Here is a 16,868-nt window from a genome sequence, read left to right as displayed (position 1 = left end):
AGGCAGATAATTCTGCCTGGAACTCTTTAGCTATCGTTTATTGTCCTGTCTGCGATATAAAAATAATAGAAGGAGAGAAAGCATCATGAATCCGATCAGAACGAGAAAGGTGTTCTGAAAGGAGCTCACCGGAAAGTCCGCACCGCCAAATTCCACGATGATCCCGCCAAGGACGGAACCTGAAGCGCTCCCGACATAATGGATCAGCTGCTTCATGCCGATACCAGAAGCCGTCAATTCCTTACTCATGACCCGGGAAACCTCGTTAGTGGAGCTTGAGGAAAGACTTGAGAACCCAAAACTTGTGAACATGTAGGCTAGCATAATCATGTATTCACTTTTCGGTGATAAGAAATAAAAGATGATGGTCGAAAGAATGAGAAGGATATGGGCGAGAAACATCACTCTGATATTCCCATAACGGTCAATCAGTCTTCCTACAAAAATGGCTGCCACTGCAGAGAGCATCGCACCCGGGAAAATGATGAATCCGACGGCCGTCGGATTTTTGCCAAACACATGCTGAAGCATGAGGGGCATGACAATCAAAATCGCAAAATGGGTGACGAATCCCAGAAAACTCATATAAAGTATCTGGCGGTAGCCCTTATCACGGATCAGGCTTGGTTGAATGAAGGGAAGCTCGATTTTATGGATTCGGATCCACAAGCCCCCGAAGAAAACAACGGCCCCCGCGAGATAATACCAGTGAAATGTCGAAATGAAGAGTAGGAAAAAGGTGATTCCTACACCTGTGAGTAAACCGCCCCATACATCGAAGTACCCCTTTCTGGTCGTTTCATTCGGCAGGAAGCGGTACAATACGGGAATCATTCCAAGTACGCATAATGTAACCAAGAATAAATAATTCCAATTCAGATAATCCGTAATGACCCCACCCACAACGGGGCCCAACCCAAATCCAAGGGAAGAAGCGGATGCTATCATCGCGAGTGCCCGGCCACGCCTATGCAAGGGGATGAAACGTCCGGCGAAAACCATCGACAATCCGGGAATGGCAGCTGCACCTGCCGCTTGAAACAGACGGGAAAGCAATAACCAAGCAAACGTATGGGCGAAGAAGCCTGTGAATGAGGCGACCCCGAAAATGGTGATGCCAAGGATCAGCAACCGTCTGATCGGGATGTAATCGGCCAATCTGGTATACGTAATGGTACAGATCGCGAGCACGATGGAATACCCCGATACAATCCAGGCCCCTTCGGAAGGCGCCAATGAGAAATCTTTTAAAACGTTCGGAAGGGCTACGTTGAACATCGTTGTATTCATGACCACTAGCCATATGGTAAGACTCAGGAAAAGAATCGTCTTTGTATGTGAAGGAGAGGCTTGTGCATGTTGATCACTAGTCATTCGTAAACACCTCCATTATTTATTTTTATGCTCGAAGTAATATACCATAAAGAGAGCATACTTAAAATGAATCTGCCTGCTCCCTGCATGGGTGAAAAAGTTTACTATTTATACATTGGTCTATTATATTAAGAGAATCTGTTAGGAGGGTGTGTATGTCAAATCTTACGATAAAAGCATTTGTATTCGATGCATACGGGACGCTGTTCGATGTACATTCTGTTATTGATAAATGTAATGAAATCTTTCCGGACAAAGGGGAGGAGATCAGTCAGGTGTGGAGGCAGAAACAACTGGAGTACAGCTTCCTGCGTCAGCTGATGGGGACATATGAGACATTCTTCTCGATCACAAGGGAGGCCCTTCATTTCGCTTGTGTACAAGTCGGGGTCGACCTTTCTGAAGACAATGAGAACGAATTACTGGATGCCTATCTTGAATTGACTCATTATGAAGAAGTGGAACAGGTTCTTGAACATCTGAAACCATATCAAACGGCCATTTTTTCGAACGGTTCCCTTGATATGCTTTCACCACTGGTGGAACAGTCTTCGTTTGGACATTTACTGGATGAAGTGTTGACAGTGGATGAAGTCAAACAGTTCAAACCGACTCCTATGGCTTATCAGCTTGTTCTTAAAAGGCTGAGAGTGAAACGGGAAGAAGTCTTGTTCATGTCATCCAATCCTTGGGATATTGCGGGAGCCACGAACTTTGGGTTCCATACCGCCTGGATCAATCGGCAGGATAAGGTGATGGATGAGCTGGGGGTAAAACCTCATTTTGTTTATAAGGATTTAAGAGGAATACTTGAGCATAAAAGCTGAATAAAAGGGACTGGCCCTCTTCATCGAGTATGATGTAAGCGGGCCAGTCCTTTTTGATGTATTTAGTAAGCCAAACCAATGGATTCGTTCATATGTTTTCCCTGAACAACGCTTTGTAGCAGGAAGTGGGCGACATCAGCCCTTCCTATTTTCCGACCCTTAACGGGAATTGAATGTGTATCTTGGCGATACGTCTTGGATAGAGGTTGGGTTGTCAATTGCATGGGTCTTGCAATCGTATAATGAACGCCTTGTTTCTTAATTTCTTCTACAGCATCCCCATGGTCCTTTAACACATTGCGAAGGATGAATTGTGAGAGTTTCCCTGTAAGCCCCGGTATTTCTTTGTTTATGCCCGCTGATGCCACGTAAGCGATTCGCTCGATGTTATGAGTCTTCATACCATTCAGGATATTCTTTGTCATCTCGGTGAGGATATTGGTTTCCTTCAAGCCATTTGAACCGAGACAAGATATGACTGCTTCATGTCCTGTTAGTGCATTTCCCACGTCTTTCGTGCTTAAAGCATCACCCTGCACGATGGTCAGAAGTGGATGTTCATCACTCATTTTTATGGGATTCCTAATAAATGCTGTGACTTCATGACCATCTGCCAATGCTTGCTTGACTACTTCTTTCCCTGTACCACCTGTTGCTCCGAATACAATTAACTTCAAGAATCTTCCCCCTCCCATTCTCTTATTATTCATTGTATAGTACAGGTAGAATATCAGACCAGCAGGAAGTAAGTACGGAAGATCCGTTACGGATCCTGGTAGGAATATAAACAAAGAATATCGAAGACTAATACATACAGAAATAAGGAGGAAGATCATGACTGAAAAGTTGATTACGGTGTCTGGCGTAGAAGTGGATTCTAAGACCAAATGCAAACATTATAGGTCGTCGAAGGATATCATCGCGATTAAATTTAAATGCTGCGACACCTATTATCCTTGTCATAGTTGCCATGAAGAAGTGACAGATCATGCTCCCATTCTCTGGTCTCCAGAAGAGTGGAATACGAAAGCGGTTCTTTGCGGAGAATGCAAGAATGAGTTAACCATTCTACAATATATGAATTGCCAGTCAGTCTGTCCTCATTGTCAGTCTTCCTTTAACCCTGGGTGTCAGAACCATTATCATATGTATTTTCAAGGGTGAGTGTTTTTTCTTGAGGGATATGTTTCACGTGAAACGAAAGGAGGGGTGATATGGAGAAAGCAACATTTGCAGGGGGATGTTTCTGGTGTATGGTAGAGCCCTTCGAAGACCAAGAAGGGATTGAGAGCATTGTTTCAGGGTATACGGGAGGCGTAACGGCTGACCCTACTTATAAAGAGGTGACGTCAGGTGCCACCGGCCATTATGAAGCGGTGCAAATCACGTTTGATCCGGTTATGTTTCCTTATGCAAAACTTCTGGATCTGTTCTGGCAACAAATTGATCCGACCGATAGCGGGGGCCAATTCAAAGATCGTGGAAGCTCATATAGGACAGCGGTTTTTTATCACAGCGAGACCCAGAAACGACTTGCCAAAACATCAAAAGAAGAGCTGGAGAAGAGTGGGCGATTCTCAGAACCGATTGTGACAGAGATTCTGCCCGCCGTGGAGTTTTACCCTGCTGAAGAATATCATCAGGATTTTCACAAGAAAAACGCTTTCCGCTATGCCTTATATAAGCGAAGCAGAGAAGACTTTTTAAAGAAGTATTGGCCCAGAGACCGGTCTTATTTAAAAGGGAAGCTGACGGACATGCAGTATTTCGTGACACAGGAAAATGGCACAGAGCCACCTTATGAAAACGAGTACTGGGATAATAGTGAAGAAGGAATATATGTGGATATCGTGTCAGGAGAACCCTTATTCACATCAAAGGATCAGTATGACAGTGGATGCGGCTGGCCCAGTTTTACAAAGCCTGTCATGGATGCGAGTGTAAACGAACGATACGATCTTTCTCATCGCTCGACACGTGTGGAAGTGAGGAGCAGGGAAGCCGATTCCCATCTTGGACATGTATTCACTGATGGTCCTGGTCCGAAAGGGCTTCGCTATTGTATCAACTCGGCCGCTTTGCGTTTTATCCCTAAAGAAAAGCTTGAAGAAGAAGGATATGGAGACCTTCTCATATTATTTCATCATAAATAAAGACATGGCGGCCCAGATCATGAGCCACCATGTCTTTTATCTTTTCACCTTCTCTTCTGCCTTTTCCCAAAGATTCTCTATGCCTTGCACCCGTTTGATCGATGTAATGGTTCCTTGATGTAACCCTTCATGCCAGTTAGCAAAGGAAAGAACTTCAGCTAAAGTGGTAAACGTCGTATGTTCTCCAAGGACAAACGGCTTCTCTCCCAATTGATCTAAGCGGCCTGTGAAAGCTTCTTTTATCCTTAGAGGCTGAGCCTCCAATTTGTCACGTAGTTCACTCAGGGTAGGAGGCGTGAGGGATTCCCACGTTTTAGGGCTGGTATTGAAGCCAAACAACTCCCCATATTCAGGTGGAAGAGATTTACGGTCATTTTCTCCTACAAATGAATACAGCAGGTTTTCCTGGGATAATAAGATATGACCCAGATTCCACCGGATCGAGTTTTTAAAACCTTCAGGGATTTCATCCGCCAGTTGTTCGGTTGTGGCATCCAGGGCAGCAAGGGTGCGCATTCGGATGAATTCCATTTGTTGAAATAACATTTGTTCCTTCATTTCGTATTCCTCCCCATAATGATCTCCCTTAATAGATTCGGGATAGGGTGGAAGATTCCTCTATATAAAAAAACCGGAAACAATGGTGAACCATTGTTTCCGGTTATTCTTTATTCGGAGCCGGTAGTGACTAATCCTGCGTCCGGTTTTTCTTGGTATTCGCCTGTCCTGTCGTGAATTCGACTAATTCGGAACTTGTACGATTCCCTTTTTTAGCATTCGTATTACTTTGAGCATTTCGGTTTCCTTTTTTTGTACGGCCCATTCAAAATCCCTCCCAAAATAGTGCTCGGTTATAGTGTGAGACGTAATCCAGGAAATATTCTTCTGTTCAATGCGACAAAATATGTCAATAATCATGATCATTCTGTTTATTTCCCAGGCTATATTCGACAATAAATCTGATATTGGACAGAGTCCGTCCCTTAATCTTTCATGTCGAGCCTTTTGAGTGGCTTTTTGGCTGGACCTTCGATGACGTCTCCGTCTATGGAGAAGCGTGATCCGTGACATGGGCAATCCCATGTGTGATCTCCGTGATTCCATTCGGTTTCGCAGCCCAGATGAGTACAGGTTGTGTCGACGATATGGAGATTTCCACTTTCATCCCTGAATCCGCCGCACCTGCGTCCGTTTACGTTCACGACATCGCCTTCCCCTTTATGCAGGTCTTCCGGTTTCTTGGATGGGATGTGCAGTTTTCCTTTCAAGAGCTCGCCGGCCACATTAACATTCTCTTTGAAGAAATGTTTGATGCTTGGATCGGCCACGAATCTGGAAGGAGAATATAGGTCGGCATAGATGTGATGATTTCCCAAGATTTTATCAGAAAGAATCTGCCCGGCCAGGGTACCGGACGTCATCCCCCATTTATTGAAACCTGTAGCGACAAAAATAGCGGGATGTTTTTTTGTGAGGTTGCCGATGTAAGGTACTTTATCCAAAGTGATCAGGTCCTGTGCCGACCAGCGATACCTGACTTCTTCTACACCGACCACTTCTTCGGCGAATGCCTGTAAGGTCTTATAATGATCCATCGTATCTTGGCCCTGTCCTGTTTTATGTTTTTCTCCGCCAATCAAGATGAGTTTTTCTCCATTTTCATCTTCTTCATAACGCAGAGAACGTGTGGGATCTTCAGCACTTAAATACATTCCCCCTGGATAGTCATTTTTGGCCTTCACCCCAAGGATATACGAGCGTTCTGCATGCATTTTTGTGTAATAAAAACCCATTCCATCATAAAAAGGGAAGTGTGAGCAGATGACGACGTATTCACTATCGAGATGATAACCGTCTTCCGTCACAACCTGGGTGCTTTCGCCTTCATTGATGGTTCTGGCCACGGTTCCTTCAAAGATTTGCCCGCCTATTCCTGTAAAAGAATCAATCAGGGCCTTTAGATATTTCAATGGGTGGAACTGAGCCTGGTTTTTCATGACCACCGCATTTTTAATAGAAAGATCAAGAGGGATCCTTTCTGTGATTTCACCTGGTATATCCAGCTTCTGATATGCCTCATATTCCTTTTGGACCTTCTCTGCATAGTGGTCTGTCGTTGCATATACGTACGCATCTTCTTGTGAAAAATGACACTCGATGTTTTCGCTTGTCATCGTGTCCTTTATAAACTGAAGAGCTTTTGTTTGAGATAAAAAATATTTCTTTGCAAATTCTTTCCCGAAATGCTGGATCAGCTCATCATAGATCAATCCGTGTTGTGCCGAAATCTTTGCAGTTGTATGCCCTGACGTACCGTTCAATACATGGTCGGCTTCGATAAGAGCGACATTCTTACCGCCTTTTGCCAGAAGGTAGGCAGTCGTGATCCCTGCTATGCCGCCTCCGACCACGGTGACATCCACTTTTACATTTTGTTCAAGCTTTTTAAACAGGGGGAGTTTCGTCGTCTCCCTCCAATAGGGTTCCGGTGTACGGGAGAAAGCATTGGGTTGTTGTTGTGAGTCCATTAGAACGCTCCTTTATCATTCGTTTCCTTACCATTTTCTCCGGAATCGAAGAAAAAATAAGTCCTGAATGAGAAAAAGAGACTGACCCGAAAATGGGGTCAGTCTCTTGAAGTTATACGTTTTGCTGCACACGACCGTATTTCTCGGCTGAATCAACGGTCTGTTTTAAGAGCATGGAAATGGTTACAGGACCCACACCACCCGGAACCGGTGTGATGGCGCTGGCTTTTTCATAGCATGCCTCGTAATCGATGTCTCCGACGTTGCCTTTGTTATATCCTGCATCCAGAACGACGGCTCCTTCTTTAAGCCAGTCCCCTTGGATGAACTTCGGTTTTCCGACTGCAGCGACTACGATATCTGCAGCAGAAAGGATATCAGGCAGGTTCTCCGTATAGGAATGGCATGTTGTCACTGTCGCATTTCGGTTCAATAACATCATGGAAACAGGTTTTCCTAGGATTGGGCTTCTTCCCACTACGACCGCGTGTTTTCCTTCAAGGGAAACACCATAGTAATCAATGATACTCATGATTGCGGCAGGGGTACAGGATGGATACTCACCGAATCCCAATGAATTTTGACCAAATCCAAGGCTTGTGACACCATCCACATCCTTTTCAATGGAAATGGCTTCAAAGGCAGCACGTTCGTCGATGTGGTGGGGAACGGGATGCTGTAACAGAATACCGTGAACGGAAGAGTCATCATTCAGCTCCTGAATCATGGCTAGTAGTTCATCCGTTGTCGTTTCCTTTGGAAGGTGGATCCGTCTTGATTCCATCCCGATTTTCGCACAGGCATTTCCCTTCATTTTCACGTACGTAGCAGAAGAAGGATCGTCTCCGACAAGCACGGTGGCAAGACATGGGGTGATCCCGTTCTCTTTTAATACAGCTACTCTCGATTTCAGGCTTTCCTTGACCTCAGATGCAACAAGTTTCCCGTCTAATACTAGTGGTTCCACTGCAATCCCTCCTGATTATAGTAAAAAAAGACAAGGGTATCCCCTTGCCTTCTGCCCAGGCGAACGGCTAATGGCTTAAATTTTATAAGATTCGCAGCTCCCTTGTGGTTGATTCCACATTTTCGCCAGTCACTGCTCTATTTATTTTCAAGTTCATTATAACACGAATATAAAAGGTATTTCCAGTATTAATGTTCGTGTTTTTCTGGAAAGTACATCAAAAGCCTGAGAAAGAAATACATCCAATTTTCTAGAGTATCCAACTCCGAACAGCCGATTTGCTGTCATCGGCTATTTCATACACTGTAAGTACCAAAAGAAATGAAAGGGGTATGGAATATGTTTGAGAAGAAGGTAGTTATGATTACAGGTGCTTCAAAAGGACTGGGTAGAGCTTTGGCAATGAAATTTGCTGAAATCGGCGCGAGGCTCGCAATCTGTGCACGAAACCCAGAGTCGCTTAAAGAAGTGGAAATGGAGCTGAAAGGTTTGGGAGCAGAAGTGGTAGCAATAGTGGCTGATGTTTCCGACTCACGTGATGTTGATCGTTTCGTATCGGTAGCGGAAGAAGCTTGGGGAGCTGTGGATGTGTTGTTTAATAATGCTTCTATATTTGGGCCCGGACCACGTCTGCTTGCGGATTATCCGGAAGCAGATTTTCTTGAAGTGCTCAGGATCAATACGTTGAATCCATTTTTAGTCACGAAGAGGGTTCTTCCCGGAATGGTAAGTAGTGGGAAGGGTTCTATCGTCAATATAACATCAGAAGCCGGTAAAACAGGATTTGCTGAGTGGGGGGCGTATGGTATTTCGAAATTTGCTGTCGAAGGCATGACTCAAACATGGGCAGATGAGCTAAGTGATACAGGTGTAAGGATCAATATGATTGATCCGGGGGAGATGGATACGGAGATGCACGACAAGGCCGTCCCTGACTGTGATTATCCCCTGGCGAGCCCACACGATCATCTTGATGCCTTCTTGTACCTAGCATCTGATTCTTCTTCGGACGAAAACGGAGAGCGTTTCCAGGCTCAGGAATTCAAGTGGAATCGGGGTGGCGGTCATGAATGAGTTGGCGAATGAGTTTCATATCCCTTCCCGTTTGAACGCAACGACACCCATCGAACTCCAGGGATTTGAGAGAGATGATGTAAAGCTGATGGTGTTAAACAGAGAGACCGGCAAGTGTGAACATACAAGGTTTAAAAAGCTTCCAGATTTATTACATGAGGGGGACGTACTTGTGTTGAATAACAGTAGGACGCTTCCCGCTTCCCTCAAGGGCAAACAGGGGAAACAGAATGTCGAGGTCCGTCTTTCCCGTAAAAGAGGAAAAGACACGTGGGACGTTCTCATTCTGGGAGACTTCCATCAAGCAGGAGAACCAATTGAATTTCCACAAGGTGTAACAGGGCGCGTGAAGGGAGAAGGAAGTGAACGACCACTTGTACAGTTGAAATTCAATAGGAGTGGCAGTGAACTGATCGATTTCATCTTCAAAAATGGAGAGCCCATCCGTTATGAATACATCGATGATCCGTGGCCACTTGAGTATTATCAAAACGTTTACGGTTCGATTCCGGGTTCCGTTGAGATGGCCTCTGCCGGCAGGGCATTTACATGGCGGTTGTTACGGGAGTTAAGGGAAAAAGGAGTCGACATTGTTTTCATACAGCTCCATGCGGGCTTGAGCTACTATGGGAATGACCGCTGGCCTCACCCACGAAACCATCCCGAAGACTATCATGTCAGTTCAGAAGCGGTGAATGCGATAATCCGGGCAAAGAATCGCGGGAAGAGGGTTATTGCAGTCGGTACAACGGTGGTTCGTACCCTTGAAACGGTGATGACCGAATTCGGGCATCTGAAGCCTTCTGAGGGTGTCACACATTTATATCTATCCGGTGACACACCCCTCCAAATCGTAGACGGTCTCATCACAGGACTTCATGAGCCTGAAGCGAGTCATCTGGATCTCTTAAAGGCGTTCATTTCAGAAGGAAAATTAAAGAGCGCCTATCAAACGGCTCTTATGAAAAACTATAAATGGCATGAGTTCGGAGATATGAACCTCATCTTGTAAGGAGAATGAATATGAAGCTTCATCATATCGGGATGAATGTGAAGAGCTTGAAAGCATCGAAGGAATTCTATCAAATATATTTCGGCTTTGAAGAAGAGCTGAATTTTAGATGGGGCAGCGAGAACATCCTTTTTTTGAAAAAAGGGAATTGTCGCTTGGAGCTTATTGAGGAACCTGGAGAGGAAAACAAGCGTGCATTCCTCCATATCGCGTTGGAAGCAGACGATCTGATAAAGGAAGTTGCATTAGTAAAGGAGAAGGGTTTACTGCCTGTAGAAGGCCCCCTTCTTCTTGACAATGGATGGAAAGTGGTGTTTTTCTTCGGTCCTGATGGAGAGATCATAGAGTTGGTGGAAGAGTAGTGGGGGAATGCTCTTATCCTCGTGGTTTTTTTTGTGGAATTCAGCCGTTTTGGCTGAAAATCAAAATCCGGCCGTTTTCTGCAAAAATCCAGCGGAACCTCTCATTAAACAAGCCGATTTCAACTAGAATCCAGCCGGCTAACAAAATATGTAAAAGGACAATCAAAACTCACTACCACATCCAGCCCCTTATCCCCACCAACCCCATAGGTTTTATGAAATTTTTTTGTCTGTGATTCTGTGATACAGTTATCCGGGTAAATAAATGAACTGACTATGGTGTAGGAAGGGATTTTCATGAATAGAGAAAAAATGTTACGCTGGTCGTTTTTCTTTGTGGGCCTCCTTGTGCTTTCTTTTGGCATAAGCTTGACGATCAAAGGGAAAGACCTTGGAATCGGTCCCTGGGATGTGTTTCACTACGGATTGTTCAAGCAGCTCGGTATGACGATCGGGACGTGGTCCATCATTGTAGGCTTTATCATCCTGTTTGTGACGGGTGTTGGAACAAAGTCATTTCCTAAAGCCGGTGCCTTTATCAATATGCTGTTAATCGGTATTTTCATAGATATTTTTAATTTTGTATTACCTGACCCTCATACGCTGATAGCGCAAGCCGTCGTGTTTGCCATCGGGATCGTGGTGATCGGCTATGGGATCGGTCTTTATGTTTCAGCTGATCTTGGTGCGGGTCCGAGAGACAGCCTCATGCTGCTGGTCGTTGAAAAGACAGGATGGAAAATTCAATGGGTACGGAATGGAATGGAAATCCTTGTGTTCTTCTTCGGCTGGTTACTGGGTGGACCTGTCGGGATCGGAACCGTGATCATTGCACTGGGACTTGGTTCCATCGTCGGAATTTCATTGCCTCAAAGCAAAAAGCTGCTTCACCTTCTCATTGAGAGGCAGATCACCAAGAGAGACAATCCTTTAGCAAGCTAAGGGTTGTCTTTTTCTTTATAAGCTCTTTTCGCAAAGGTTGTTGTTATTCTTACACAGGCAATGATTTGGTTGAAATCCTAACATTTACACTGTTATACCAAACATTTATGCTTGGACAGTTGATTGGAGCGGAAAGCGAGCACCTGAAGCGGAAATCAACCACCTCTCGCTTGTTCAAAAGCGACTATGTTTACGAAAATAGTCTCTTTATAAAAGGTTTTTCAACCCCTCATCAAGAAGTATGAATAAAGAGTTACACAGGCCGAATGAAGGAATGGGTGCGAAATGAAAGAACTTGTAAGCTACTGTTATCTCTGTCAAAAGCCTCTCTATTGTTTGGACGGTTTCTTTAACGGTGTTCATATAGAGGATGGAAAGAGCTGTTGCTTTGAATGTGAAGAACGAAGGCAGGAGGAGGAGACAAGAAATGAACCATGAATATGCAGATAAACTGATTACCCTTTTAGAAAATCATCATAACAGTGACAATCAGGAAGCCATGGAAGCCTATATGAGGAACCAATTTCCGTTCTTTGGCATCAGGACGCCTGAGCGGAATGCGTTGTTAAAGGATTTTCTTAAGGAAAATGGCAAACCACCGATTGAAGAATTGCCGGATATTGTTCGTTCCCTCTGGTCTATGCCTCAAAGAGAATGTCAGTACATCGCTCTCGGTCTAATCGATAAAAGGTCAAGGTACTTAACAAAAGAGCATCTTCCTCTTTTGGAAGAATTGATTGTGACGAAGTCCTGGTGGGACACCATCGATCATATCGGACCGAACCATGTGGGGGAAATTTATCAAAACGAAGAAGATGACACATACTTAGAAAAATGGATCAAAGCGGATCATATATGGTTGAACCGCATTGCTATACTGTATCAATTAAAGTATAAGGCAGAAACGGATACAGAACGGCTTTTCAGATATATTTTGCTCCACAATCAATCCAAGGAATTTTTTATACAAAAGGCCATCGGCTGGGCGCTAAGGGAGTATTCGAAAACGAACCCCGAAGCGGTAAAGGATTTCATTGCAAGTGAACAACTCGCACCGCTCAGTGTACGTGAAGGATTGAAGCATGTGGATCGAAAGGCAAAAGAGGAAAAATCGGTTAAAAATTTAAAAGGACAATCAATACAAGGGTAAGAGAAAATTCCTATTTATTATTCATCTATTCTCCCAGCCCTTCATCTAGGATAAAGTAAAGAAAGAATATGTGAGAGGGGCATTAGGATATGAATTGGAATGATTGCATCGAGAGAACGAATACTCACTCTGTTAAATGGTCGTTTCCCGACGGGGATGTGATCCCTATGTGTATAGCAGACATGGACTTTCAAGTATCATCCGCCATTGTGGAGGCACTAAACAAGAAGGCGCAGCATGGCATATACGGCTATACCACGTTCAGCGATCGATATTTTGAGTCTATCATTTCATGGTGGAAAAGACGCTTCGGCATGGAATTAGATAAAGAGTGGATTAGCTTCAGCCCGGGGATCATTCCGGGAATCAATGTGTTGCTTTCTGTATTGACGGAACCTGGAGATGGCGTCATCATACAAGATCCGGTTTACTATCCTTTCTATAGCACGATTGAAAATCACGGCTGTTCAGTGATGAAGAACACGCTGCTCTATGAGGGTGGAGTGTATTCCATTGATTTCGAGGATCTTGAAGAAAAGGCGAGCCGGTCAAGAGCCAAGGTCCTTATCCTATGCAGCCCCCACAATCCTGTCGGCCGGGTATGGACAAAGGAAGAGTTACTGAAAATCGGCGATATCGCCAAACGTCATGATCTATGGATCATCTCGGACGAAATGCATGGAGACTTAGTGTACAGTGGGTACGAACATATCCCCCTCTTTAAAGGGGACGAAAGCCTTCTGGAAAGAAGCATTCTGTGTGCTGCTCCAAGTAAAACGTTTAACATCGCGGGCCTTCAAACTTCCATCCTTCTCATCCCGAATGAGGAACTAAGGGCAAAGTATCAGGACAAGCTAACCGGCTACGGACTGATGAGGCCGAATGTGTTTGGAATTGAAGGAACCATCGCAGCATATGAGGAAGGCGAACCTTGGCTGAATGAGTTATTAATGGTGCTGGAAGAGAATAAGCAGTATGTGCAGAACTATTTGGATCAGCAAATTCCTGAGCTTAAAGCCATTCAGTCAGAAGCTACCCATCTTATCTGGATCGACTGCACAGAATTAGGAATGAATGGGGAAGAGCTTTGCAGGTTTTTCTTAGAAAAAGCCAGAGTTAAATTTGACGAAGGATTCAAATTCGGAGACAGCGGCACATCCTTCGTTCGAATGAATATTGCCTGTCCAAAAGAGCGGGTCGACATGGCTTTAAGAAGAATGCACGAAGCGATTCTTGAACACCGTGTGGAACAACAGGTAGTCAAATAATGAACAAGGATGAACAACAGTGATGACTGTTGTTCATCCTTGTTTTTTATAAGAAAGAAAGAACGAAGGCCCCTATAACACCTGATAGTAGAACATATAGAAGCATAGGGACAACGGTTATCCGGATGATCTGCCCTTCCTTTCCGCTAAGATGAACCACTGAAGCGGCAGCCACTACATTTAGAACACAAACCATGTTTCCTGCATTTGCACCCAGCACCTGTAGAGACAATATGGTTTGATGATCGGCACCGATTTGGTCGGCTACACTGAATTGAAAGAGAGAAAACATCATGTTACTGAATGTAGCGCTTCCTGAAATGAAAGACCCAAGTGCTCCGATGAGTGGTGCGACCAATGGCCAGCCTTCTCCCGCTAACCCTGATACTAACGTAGCGAGTTCCATCGGCATACTGACTAAATCACTTTCGTTCACACCAGAATTAATGAATATCCTTACCATGGGTACGGCAGCCATCAGTGAAATGATACTTCCTTTAATCGTAAAGAGAGATTGTCGGAAAGTCTCTTTGATCTGAACCCTACTCATTTTATGAATCATGAATGTCAATGCCATGACGAATATAAATATTGTGCCAGGAAGGTAAAGTGGCTCAAACTGAGTGGAAATGTCTGTCCCTAAGATATGACTCCATCCAACCTTCACATTTCTAAGCCAATCCTTGACAGGCAAAAGATCCAGTCTCGTTAAAACCAACAGGACTGCCACAAACAGGTAGGGAACCCAAGCTAACCAAAGCGGCATTTTCTTATCAGGGACAGAATCGATGGTGGATTCCTCCTGTATGTCGAAGTCCCAAGCCTCTTCGGGTAATAAGAACCCTTTTTTCGCAGCAGGAATGACGATCATCAACCCGGTCAATCCACCAATAATCGAAGGAAATTCAGGACCTAAGAAAGTGGCTACAAGTAATGCGGGTACTGTAAATGATAGACCTGCAAATAGAGAGAACTTCCACAGAACGAGTCCCTCTTTCCAAGAGTGATTTTGACCGAAAAAACGGGTCAGCATCACCACAAGCAACAGGGGAATCAGAGTACCGATAAATAAATCGATACTTACAGCCCGACTGGCTACACCGCTTAAATAATCCATCATGGAATGAGCCCCTATCGCTTGTTCCACTTGACCTGCAAGGTTTCCTCCTTGTCTCAATCCTTGATCGATCCCTACCATAACAGGTGTACCGACTGCACCGAACGATACGGCGCTGCTATCTGAAATAAGAGCGAGAGAAACGGCTGCAAGAGGTGGAAAGCCTAAAGCGACGAGAAGTGGTGCTGCCAGGGCAGCAGGGGTCCCGAAACCAGCGGCACCTTCAATAAAAGAGCCAAATAACCAGGCAATGATAATGACCTGTACACGTCGGTCTGGGGAAATCATAGAAAACCCGTTTCGAATCGTTTCCATGGCACCGCTGTTTTGCAAGGTGTTTAAAAGAAGGATTGCTCCAAATACAATCCATAATATAGTGAAAGCAATGATCATTCCTTCAACTGTGGCAGCACTGATCTGTATAAGGGGAATTCTCCAAAAACCAATACTTAAAATGACAGTCAAAAAGAAACTAACGGGCATCGCAACAGATGCGGGTAAGCGCAAAATAACAAGAAATATAAGAACAGCCAAAACGGGAGTCAATGAGGTTAAGAGTTCAAAAATGGACATGTTCATCACCTGCTACATATTGATAACTTTATTTTACAACAAGTTTGTGAAGTATTTCACATTATTTATGGATAGTTTATGACAGTTCATTTATATGAAAAATTCTGAAGTATTTTTTGTATAAAGGGAACACTAGATAGTAGGAAAATTTGAAGATAAATTTTGTCCATCACAAAAAAACATGTTAAACTAAAAAGCAGAATAATCCTCAGAAAACACAAAGAATCAACTGATAAAAATTGTATTTTTGGAGTGGACATTTGTTTTTAAAACGCTTACATAACGGGAGGACGAGTATATGACAAGCAAGACATTAGATCACTTTTTACAAGAAAATCTTGAAGATTTAAAATCACGCGGTTTGTATAATGAGATCGATCCATTGCAAGGTGCGAATGGACCGGTCATTACAGTGAAAGGTAAAAAGCTTGTAAACCTTTCTTCTAATAACTACCTTGGACTGGCTACTGATGAACGTCTAAAAAAAGTAGCGATTGAAGCCGTGAAAGAATACGGTGTTGGATCAGGGGCTGTACGTACCATTAATGGTACGCTCGATCTTCATGTGAAGCTTGAAGAAAAGCTTGCGAAATTTAAAGGAACAGAAGCAGCGATTGCGTATCAATCCGGTTTTAACTGCAATATGGCAGCCATTTCAGCTGTTATGGATAAAAATGACGCCATCCTGTCAGATGAGCTGAATCATGCTTCCATCATCGACGGCTGTCGCCTTTCAAAAGCCAAGATCATCCGCTTCGGACACTCCGATATGGAAGATCTGCGAGCGAAAGCGAAAGAAGCGAAGGAATCCGGTCAATACAACAAAATCATGATCATCACGGACGGGGTATTCTCGATGGACGGGGATGTGTGTAAGCTTCCTGAAATCGTTGAAATTGCGGAAGAATTTGATATGATGACGTATGTAGACGATGCACACGGTTCAGGTGTACTTGGAAAAGGTGCCGGTACGGTCAAGCATTTTGGTCTGTCTGATAAGGTGGACTTCCAAATGGGTACGCTGTCGAAAGCCATCGGAGTAGTCGGTGGATATGTGGCAGGAACTCAGAACCTGATTGATTGGTTGAAGGTCCGCTCCCGTCCATTCTTATTCTCGACATCTTTGACACCGGCAGATGTAACGGCTTGTACGGAAGCACTTGATCTTATCATGAATTCGACAGAACTTCAGGATAATATGTGGGAAAACAGCCGTTACCTGAAGGAAGAATTGACGAAGCTCGGATTTGATATCGGGAATAGTGAGACACCGATCACGCCTGTTATCATCGGTGAAGAGCAAGCAACACAGGACTTCAGTAGACGCCTGTATGAAGAAGGGGTTTATGCGAAATCCATCGTGTTCCCGACCGTACCAAGGGGAACAGGACGTGTGAGAAACATGCCTTCGGCTGCACATACGAAGGAAATGCTTGATCAAGCGATTGCAGCCTATGAGAAGGTCGGAAAAGAAATGGGAATTATTTAACTATTAGCGAATAACAAGGGTCTGGCGCATCG

17 protein-coding genes and 1 riboswitch are annotated in these 16,868 nt (G+C 44.2%); of the genes, 10 read left to right on the top strand and 7 right to left on the bottom strand.

The genetic code is table 11. The features are described from left to right. Positions 1-30: 30 nt before the first annotated feature. Positions 31-1,374, bottom strand: coding sequence for an MFS transporter (locus ACIGG7_RS18550; protein WP_224944225.1), 1,344 nt, complete (start codon positions 1,372-1,374; stop codon positions 31-33). 155 nt (positions 1,375-1,529) lie between these two features. Between ACIGG7_RS18550 and ACIGG7_RS18545 the strand changes: the two genes are divergently transcribed. After that, positions 1,530-2,201, top strand: coding sequence for a haloacid dehalogenase type II (locus ACIGG7_RS18545; protein ID WP_397550607.1), 672 nt, complete (start codon positions 1,530-1,532; stop codon positions 2,199-2,201). 62 nt (positions 2,202-2,263) lie between these two features. Here ACIGG7_RS18545 and ACIGG7_RS18540 read toward each other — a convergent pair whose 3' ends face one another. After that, the gene (locus tag ACIGG7_RS18540; RefSeq protein WP_397550606.1) at positions 2,264-2,878 is read right to left on the bottom strand and encodes an NAD(P)-dependent oxidoreductase; all 615 of its coding nucleotides are present in this window, start codon (positions 2,876-2,878) and stop codon (positions 2,264-2,266) included. 157 nt (positions 2,879-3,035) lie between these two features. On the opposite strand from ACIGG7_RS18540, the gene ACIGG7_RS18535 reads away from it, so the two are divergent. Together ACIGG7_RS18535 and msrB are read left to right on the top strand one after the other, a co-directional pair. Further along, a complete protein-coding gene (locus ACIGG7_RS18535) occupies positions 3,036-3,365 on the top strand; it encodes a CHY zinc finger protein (RefSeq protein ID WP_397550605.1) in 330 nt (109 codons plus the stop codon). A 50-nt stretch (positions 3,366-3,415) separates the two neighbouring features. Then, positions 3,416-4,354, top strand: a complete 939-nt coding sequence (gene msrB / locus ACIGG7_RS18530) for a peptide-methionine (R)-S-oxide reductase MsrB (protein ID WP_397550604.1) — start codon at positions 3,416-3,418, stop codon at positions 4,352-4,354. A 36-nt stretch (positions 4,355-4,390) separates the two neighbouring features. On the opposite strand, the gene ACIGG7_RS18525 is transcribed toward msrB, so the two are convergent. The 4 genes from ACIGG7_RS18525 to ACIGG7_RS18510 all read right to left on the bottom strand — a co-directional run bounded on the left by ACIGG7_RS18525 (position 4,391) and on the right by ACIGG7_RS18510 (position 7,849). Next, positions 4,391-4,912 carry a DinB family protein gene (locus ACIGG7_RS18525; RefSeq protein ID WP_224944209.1) on the bottom strand — a complete coding sequence of 174 codons (522 nt, stop codon included), beginning with the start codon at positions 4,910-4,912 and terminating at the stop codon, positions 4,391-4,393. Positions 4,913-5,042: 130 nt separating this feature from the next. Next, positions 5,043-5,177 carry a hypothetical protein gene (locus tag ACIGG7_RS18520; protein ID WP_263628248.1) on the bottom strand — a complete coding sequence of 45 codons (135 nt, stop codon included), beginning with the start codon at positions 5,175-5,177 and terminating at the stop codon, positions 5,043-5,045. A 160-nt stretch (positions 5,178-5,337) separates the two neighbouring features. Beyond that, positions 5,338-6,882: an FAD-dependent oxidoreductase gene (locus ACIGG7_RS18515; protein WP_397550603.1), complete on the bottom strand. Its 1,545-nt coding sequence runs from the start codon at positions 6,880-6,882 to the stop codon at positions 5,338-5,340. Between the two features lie 112 nt (positions 6,883-6,994). After that, positions 6,995-7,849 (bottom strand): bifunctional 5,10-methylenetetrahydrofolate dehydrogenase/5,10-methenyltetrahydrofolate cyclohydrolase, encoded by an 855-nt coding sequence (locus ACIGG7_RS18510; protein WP_397550602.1) that lies wholly within the window; start codon positions 7,847-7,849, stop codon positions 6,995-6,997. Positions 7,850-7,895: 46 nt separating this feature from the next. Then, a riboswitch (ZMP/ZTP riboswitch) is annotated at positions 7,896-7,992 on the bottom strand. Between the two features lie 196 nt (positions 7,993-8,188). Here ACIGG7_RS18510 and ACIGG7_RS18505 point away from each other — a divergent pair. The 6 genes from ACIGG7_RS18505 (at position 8,189) to ACIGG7_RS18480 (ending at position 13,657) form a co-directional block, all read left to right on the top strand. After that, a complete protein-coding gene (locus ACIGG7_RS18505) occupies positions 8,189-8,923 on the top strand; it encodes an SDR family NAD(P)-dependent oxidoreductase (protein ID WP_224944202.1) in 735 nt (244 codons plus the stop codon). Next, positions 8,916-9,935 carry an S-adenosylmethionine:tRNA ribosyltransferase-isomerase gene (locus tag ACIGG7_RS18500; protein WP_397550601.1) on the top strand — a complete coding sequence of 340 codons (1,020 nt, stop codon included), beginning with the start codon at positions 8,916-8,918 and terminating at the stop codon, positions 9,933-9,935. Before ACIGG7_RS18505 ends, ACIGG7_RS18500 begins: the two co-directional genes overlap by 8 nt. Positions 9,936-9,946: 11 nt before the next feature. Next, the gene (locus tag ACIGG7_RS18495; RefSeq protein WP_397550600.1) at positions 9,947-10,297 is read left to right on the top strand and encodes a VOC family protein; all 351 of its coding nucleotides are present in this window, start codon (positions 9,947-9,949) and stop codon (positions 10,295-10,297) included. A 297-nt stretch (positions 10,298-10,594) separates the two neighbouring features. Further along, positions 10,595-11,239, top strand: coding sequence for a YczE/YyaS/YitT family protein (locus tag ACIGG7_RS18490; protein WP_397550599.1), 645 nt, complete (start codon positions 10,595-10,597; stop codon positions 11,237-11,239). A gap of 427 nt (positions 11,240-11,666) precedes the next feature. After that, positions 11,667-12,389 carry a DNA alkylation repair protein gene (locus ACIGG7_RS18485; protein ID WP_397550598.1) on the top strand — a complete coding sequence of 241 codons (723 nt, stop codon included), beginning with the start codon at positions 11,667-11,669 and terminating at the stop codon, positions 12,387-12,389. An 89-nt stretch (positions 12,390-12,478) separates the two neighbouring features. Beyond that, on the top strand, positions 12,479-13,657 hold the full coding sequence (locus ACIGG7_RS18480) for a MalY/PatB family protein (RefSeq protein ID WP_397550597.1): 1,179 nt from the start codon (positions 12,479-12,481) through the stop codon (positions 13,655-13,657). Between the two features lie 46 nt (positions 13,658-13,703). On the opposite strand, the gene ACIGG7_RS18475 is transcribed toward ACIGG7_RS18480, so the two are convergent. After that, entirely contained in the window at positions 13,704-15,347 is a 1,644-nt protein-coding gene (locus tag ACIGG7_RS18475) for an L-lactate permease (protein WP_397550596.1), read from the bottom strand. Positions 15,348-15,645: 298 nt separating this feature from the next. Between ACIGG7_RS18475 and ACIGG7_RS18470 the strand changes: the two genes are divergently transcribed. Then, on the top strand, positions 15,646-16,836 hold the full coding sequence (locus ACIGG7_RS18470) for a glycine C-acetyltransferase (protein WP_224944181.1): 1,191 nt from the start codon (positions 15,646-15,648) through the stop codon (positions 16,834-16,836). Positions 16,837-16,868: the final 32 nt, after the last annotated feature.

Origin of the sequence: Rossellomorea sp. NPDC077527 (genome assembly GCF_044542955.1) — a bacterium.
GTDB classification, from domain to species: domain Bacteria; phylum Bacillota; class Bacilli; order Bacillales; family Bacillaceae_B; genus Rossellomorea; species Rossellomorea aquimaris_E.
Note: the sequence above shows the minus strand (reverse complement) of the source record. Positions and strands in the feature narration are given on the sequence as shown.

Bases quoted from the DNA above. Each gene is read 5' to 3' on its own strand.
- ACIGG7_RS18500 (WP_397550601.1), top strand. From the start codon at position 8,916: ATGAATGAGTTGGCGAATGAGTTTCATATCCCTTCCCGTTTGAACGCA.
- ACIGG7_RS18525 (WP_224944209.1), bottom strand. From the start codon at position 4,912: ATGAAGGAACAAATGTTATTTCAACAAATGGAATTCATCCGAATGCGC.
- ACIGG7_RS18505 (WP_224944202.1), top strand. From the start codon at position 8,189: ATGTTTGAGAAGAAGGTAGTTATGATTACAGGTGCTTCAAAAGGACTG.
- ACIGG7_RS18495 (WP_397550600.1), top strand. From the start codon at position 9,947: ATGAAGCTTCATCATATCGGGATGAATGTGAAGAGCTTGAAAGCATCG.
- ACIGG7_RS18515 (WP_397550603.1), bottom strand. From the start codon at position 6,882: ATGGACTCACAACAACAACCCAATGCTTTCTCCCGTACACCGGAACCC.
- ACIGG7_RS18490 (WP_397550599.1), top strand. From the start codon at position 10,595: ATGAATAGAGAAAAAATGTTACGCTGGTCGTTTTTCTTTGTGGGCCTC.
- ACIGG7_RS18470 (WP_224944181.1), top strand. From the start codon at position 15,646: ATGACAAGCAAGACATTAGATCACTTTTTACAAGAAAATCTTGAAGAT.
- ACIGG7_RS18485 (WP_397550598.1), top strand. From the start codon at position 11,667: ATGAACCATGAATATGCAGATAAACTGATTACCCTTTTAGAAAATCAT.
- ACIGG7_RS18480 (WP_397550597.1), top strand. From the start codon at position 12,479: ATGAATTGGAATGATTGCATCGAGAGAACGAATACTCACTCTGTTAAA.
- ACIGG7_RS18475 (WP_397550596.1), bottom strand. From the start codon at position 15,347: ATGTCCATTTTTGAACTCTTAACCTCATTGACTCCCGTTTTGGCTGTT.
- ACIGG7_RS18550 (WP_224944225.1), bottom strand. From the start codon at position 1,374: ATGACTAGTGATCAACATGCACAAGCCTCTCCTTCACATACAAAGACG.
- ACIGG7_RS18520 (WP_263628248.1), bottom strand. From the start codon at position 5,177: ATGGGCCGTACAAAAAAAGGAAACCGAAATGCTCAAAGTAATACGAAT.
- msrB (WP_397550604.1), top strand. From the start codon at position 3,416: ATGGAGAAAGCAACATTTGCAGGGGGATGTTTCTGGTGTATGGTAGAG.
- ACIGG7_RS18545 (WP_397550607.1), top strand. From the start codon at position 1,530: ATGTCAAATCTTACGATAAAAGCATTTGTATTCGATGCATACGGGACG.
- ACIGG7_RS18535 (WP_397550605.1), top strand. From the start codon at position 3,036: ATGACTGAAAAGTTGATTACGGTGTCTGGCGTAGAAGTGGATTCTAAG.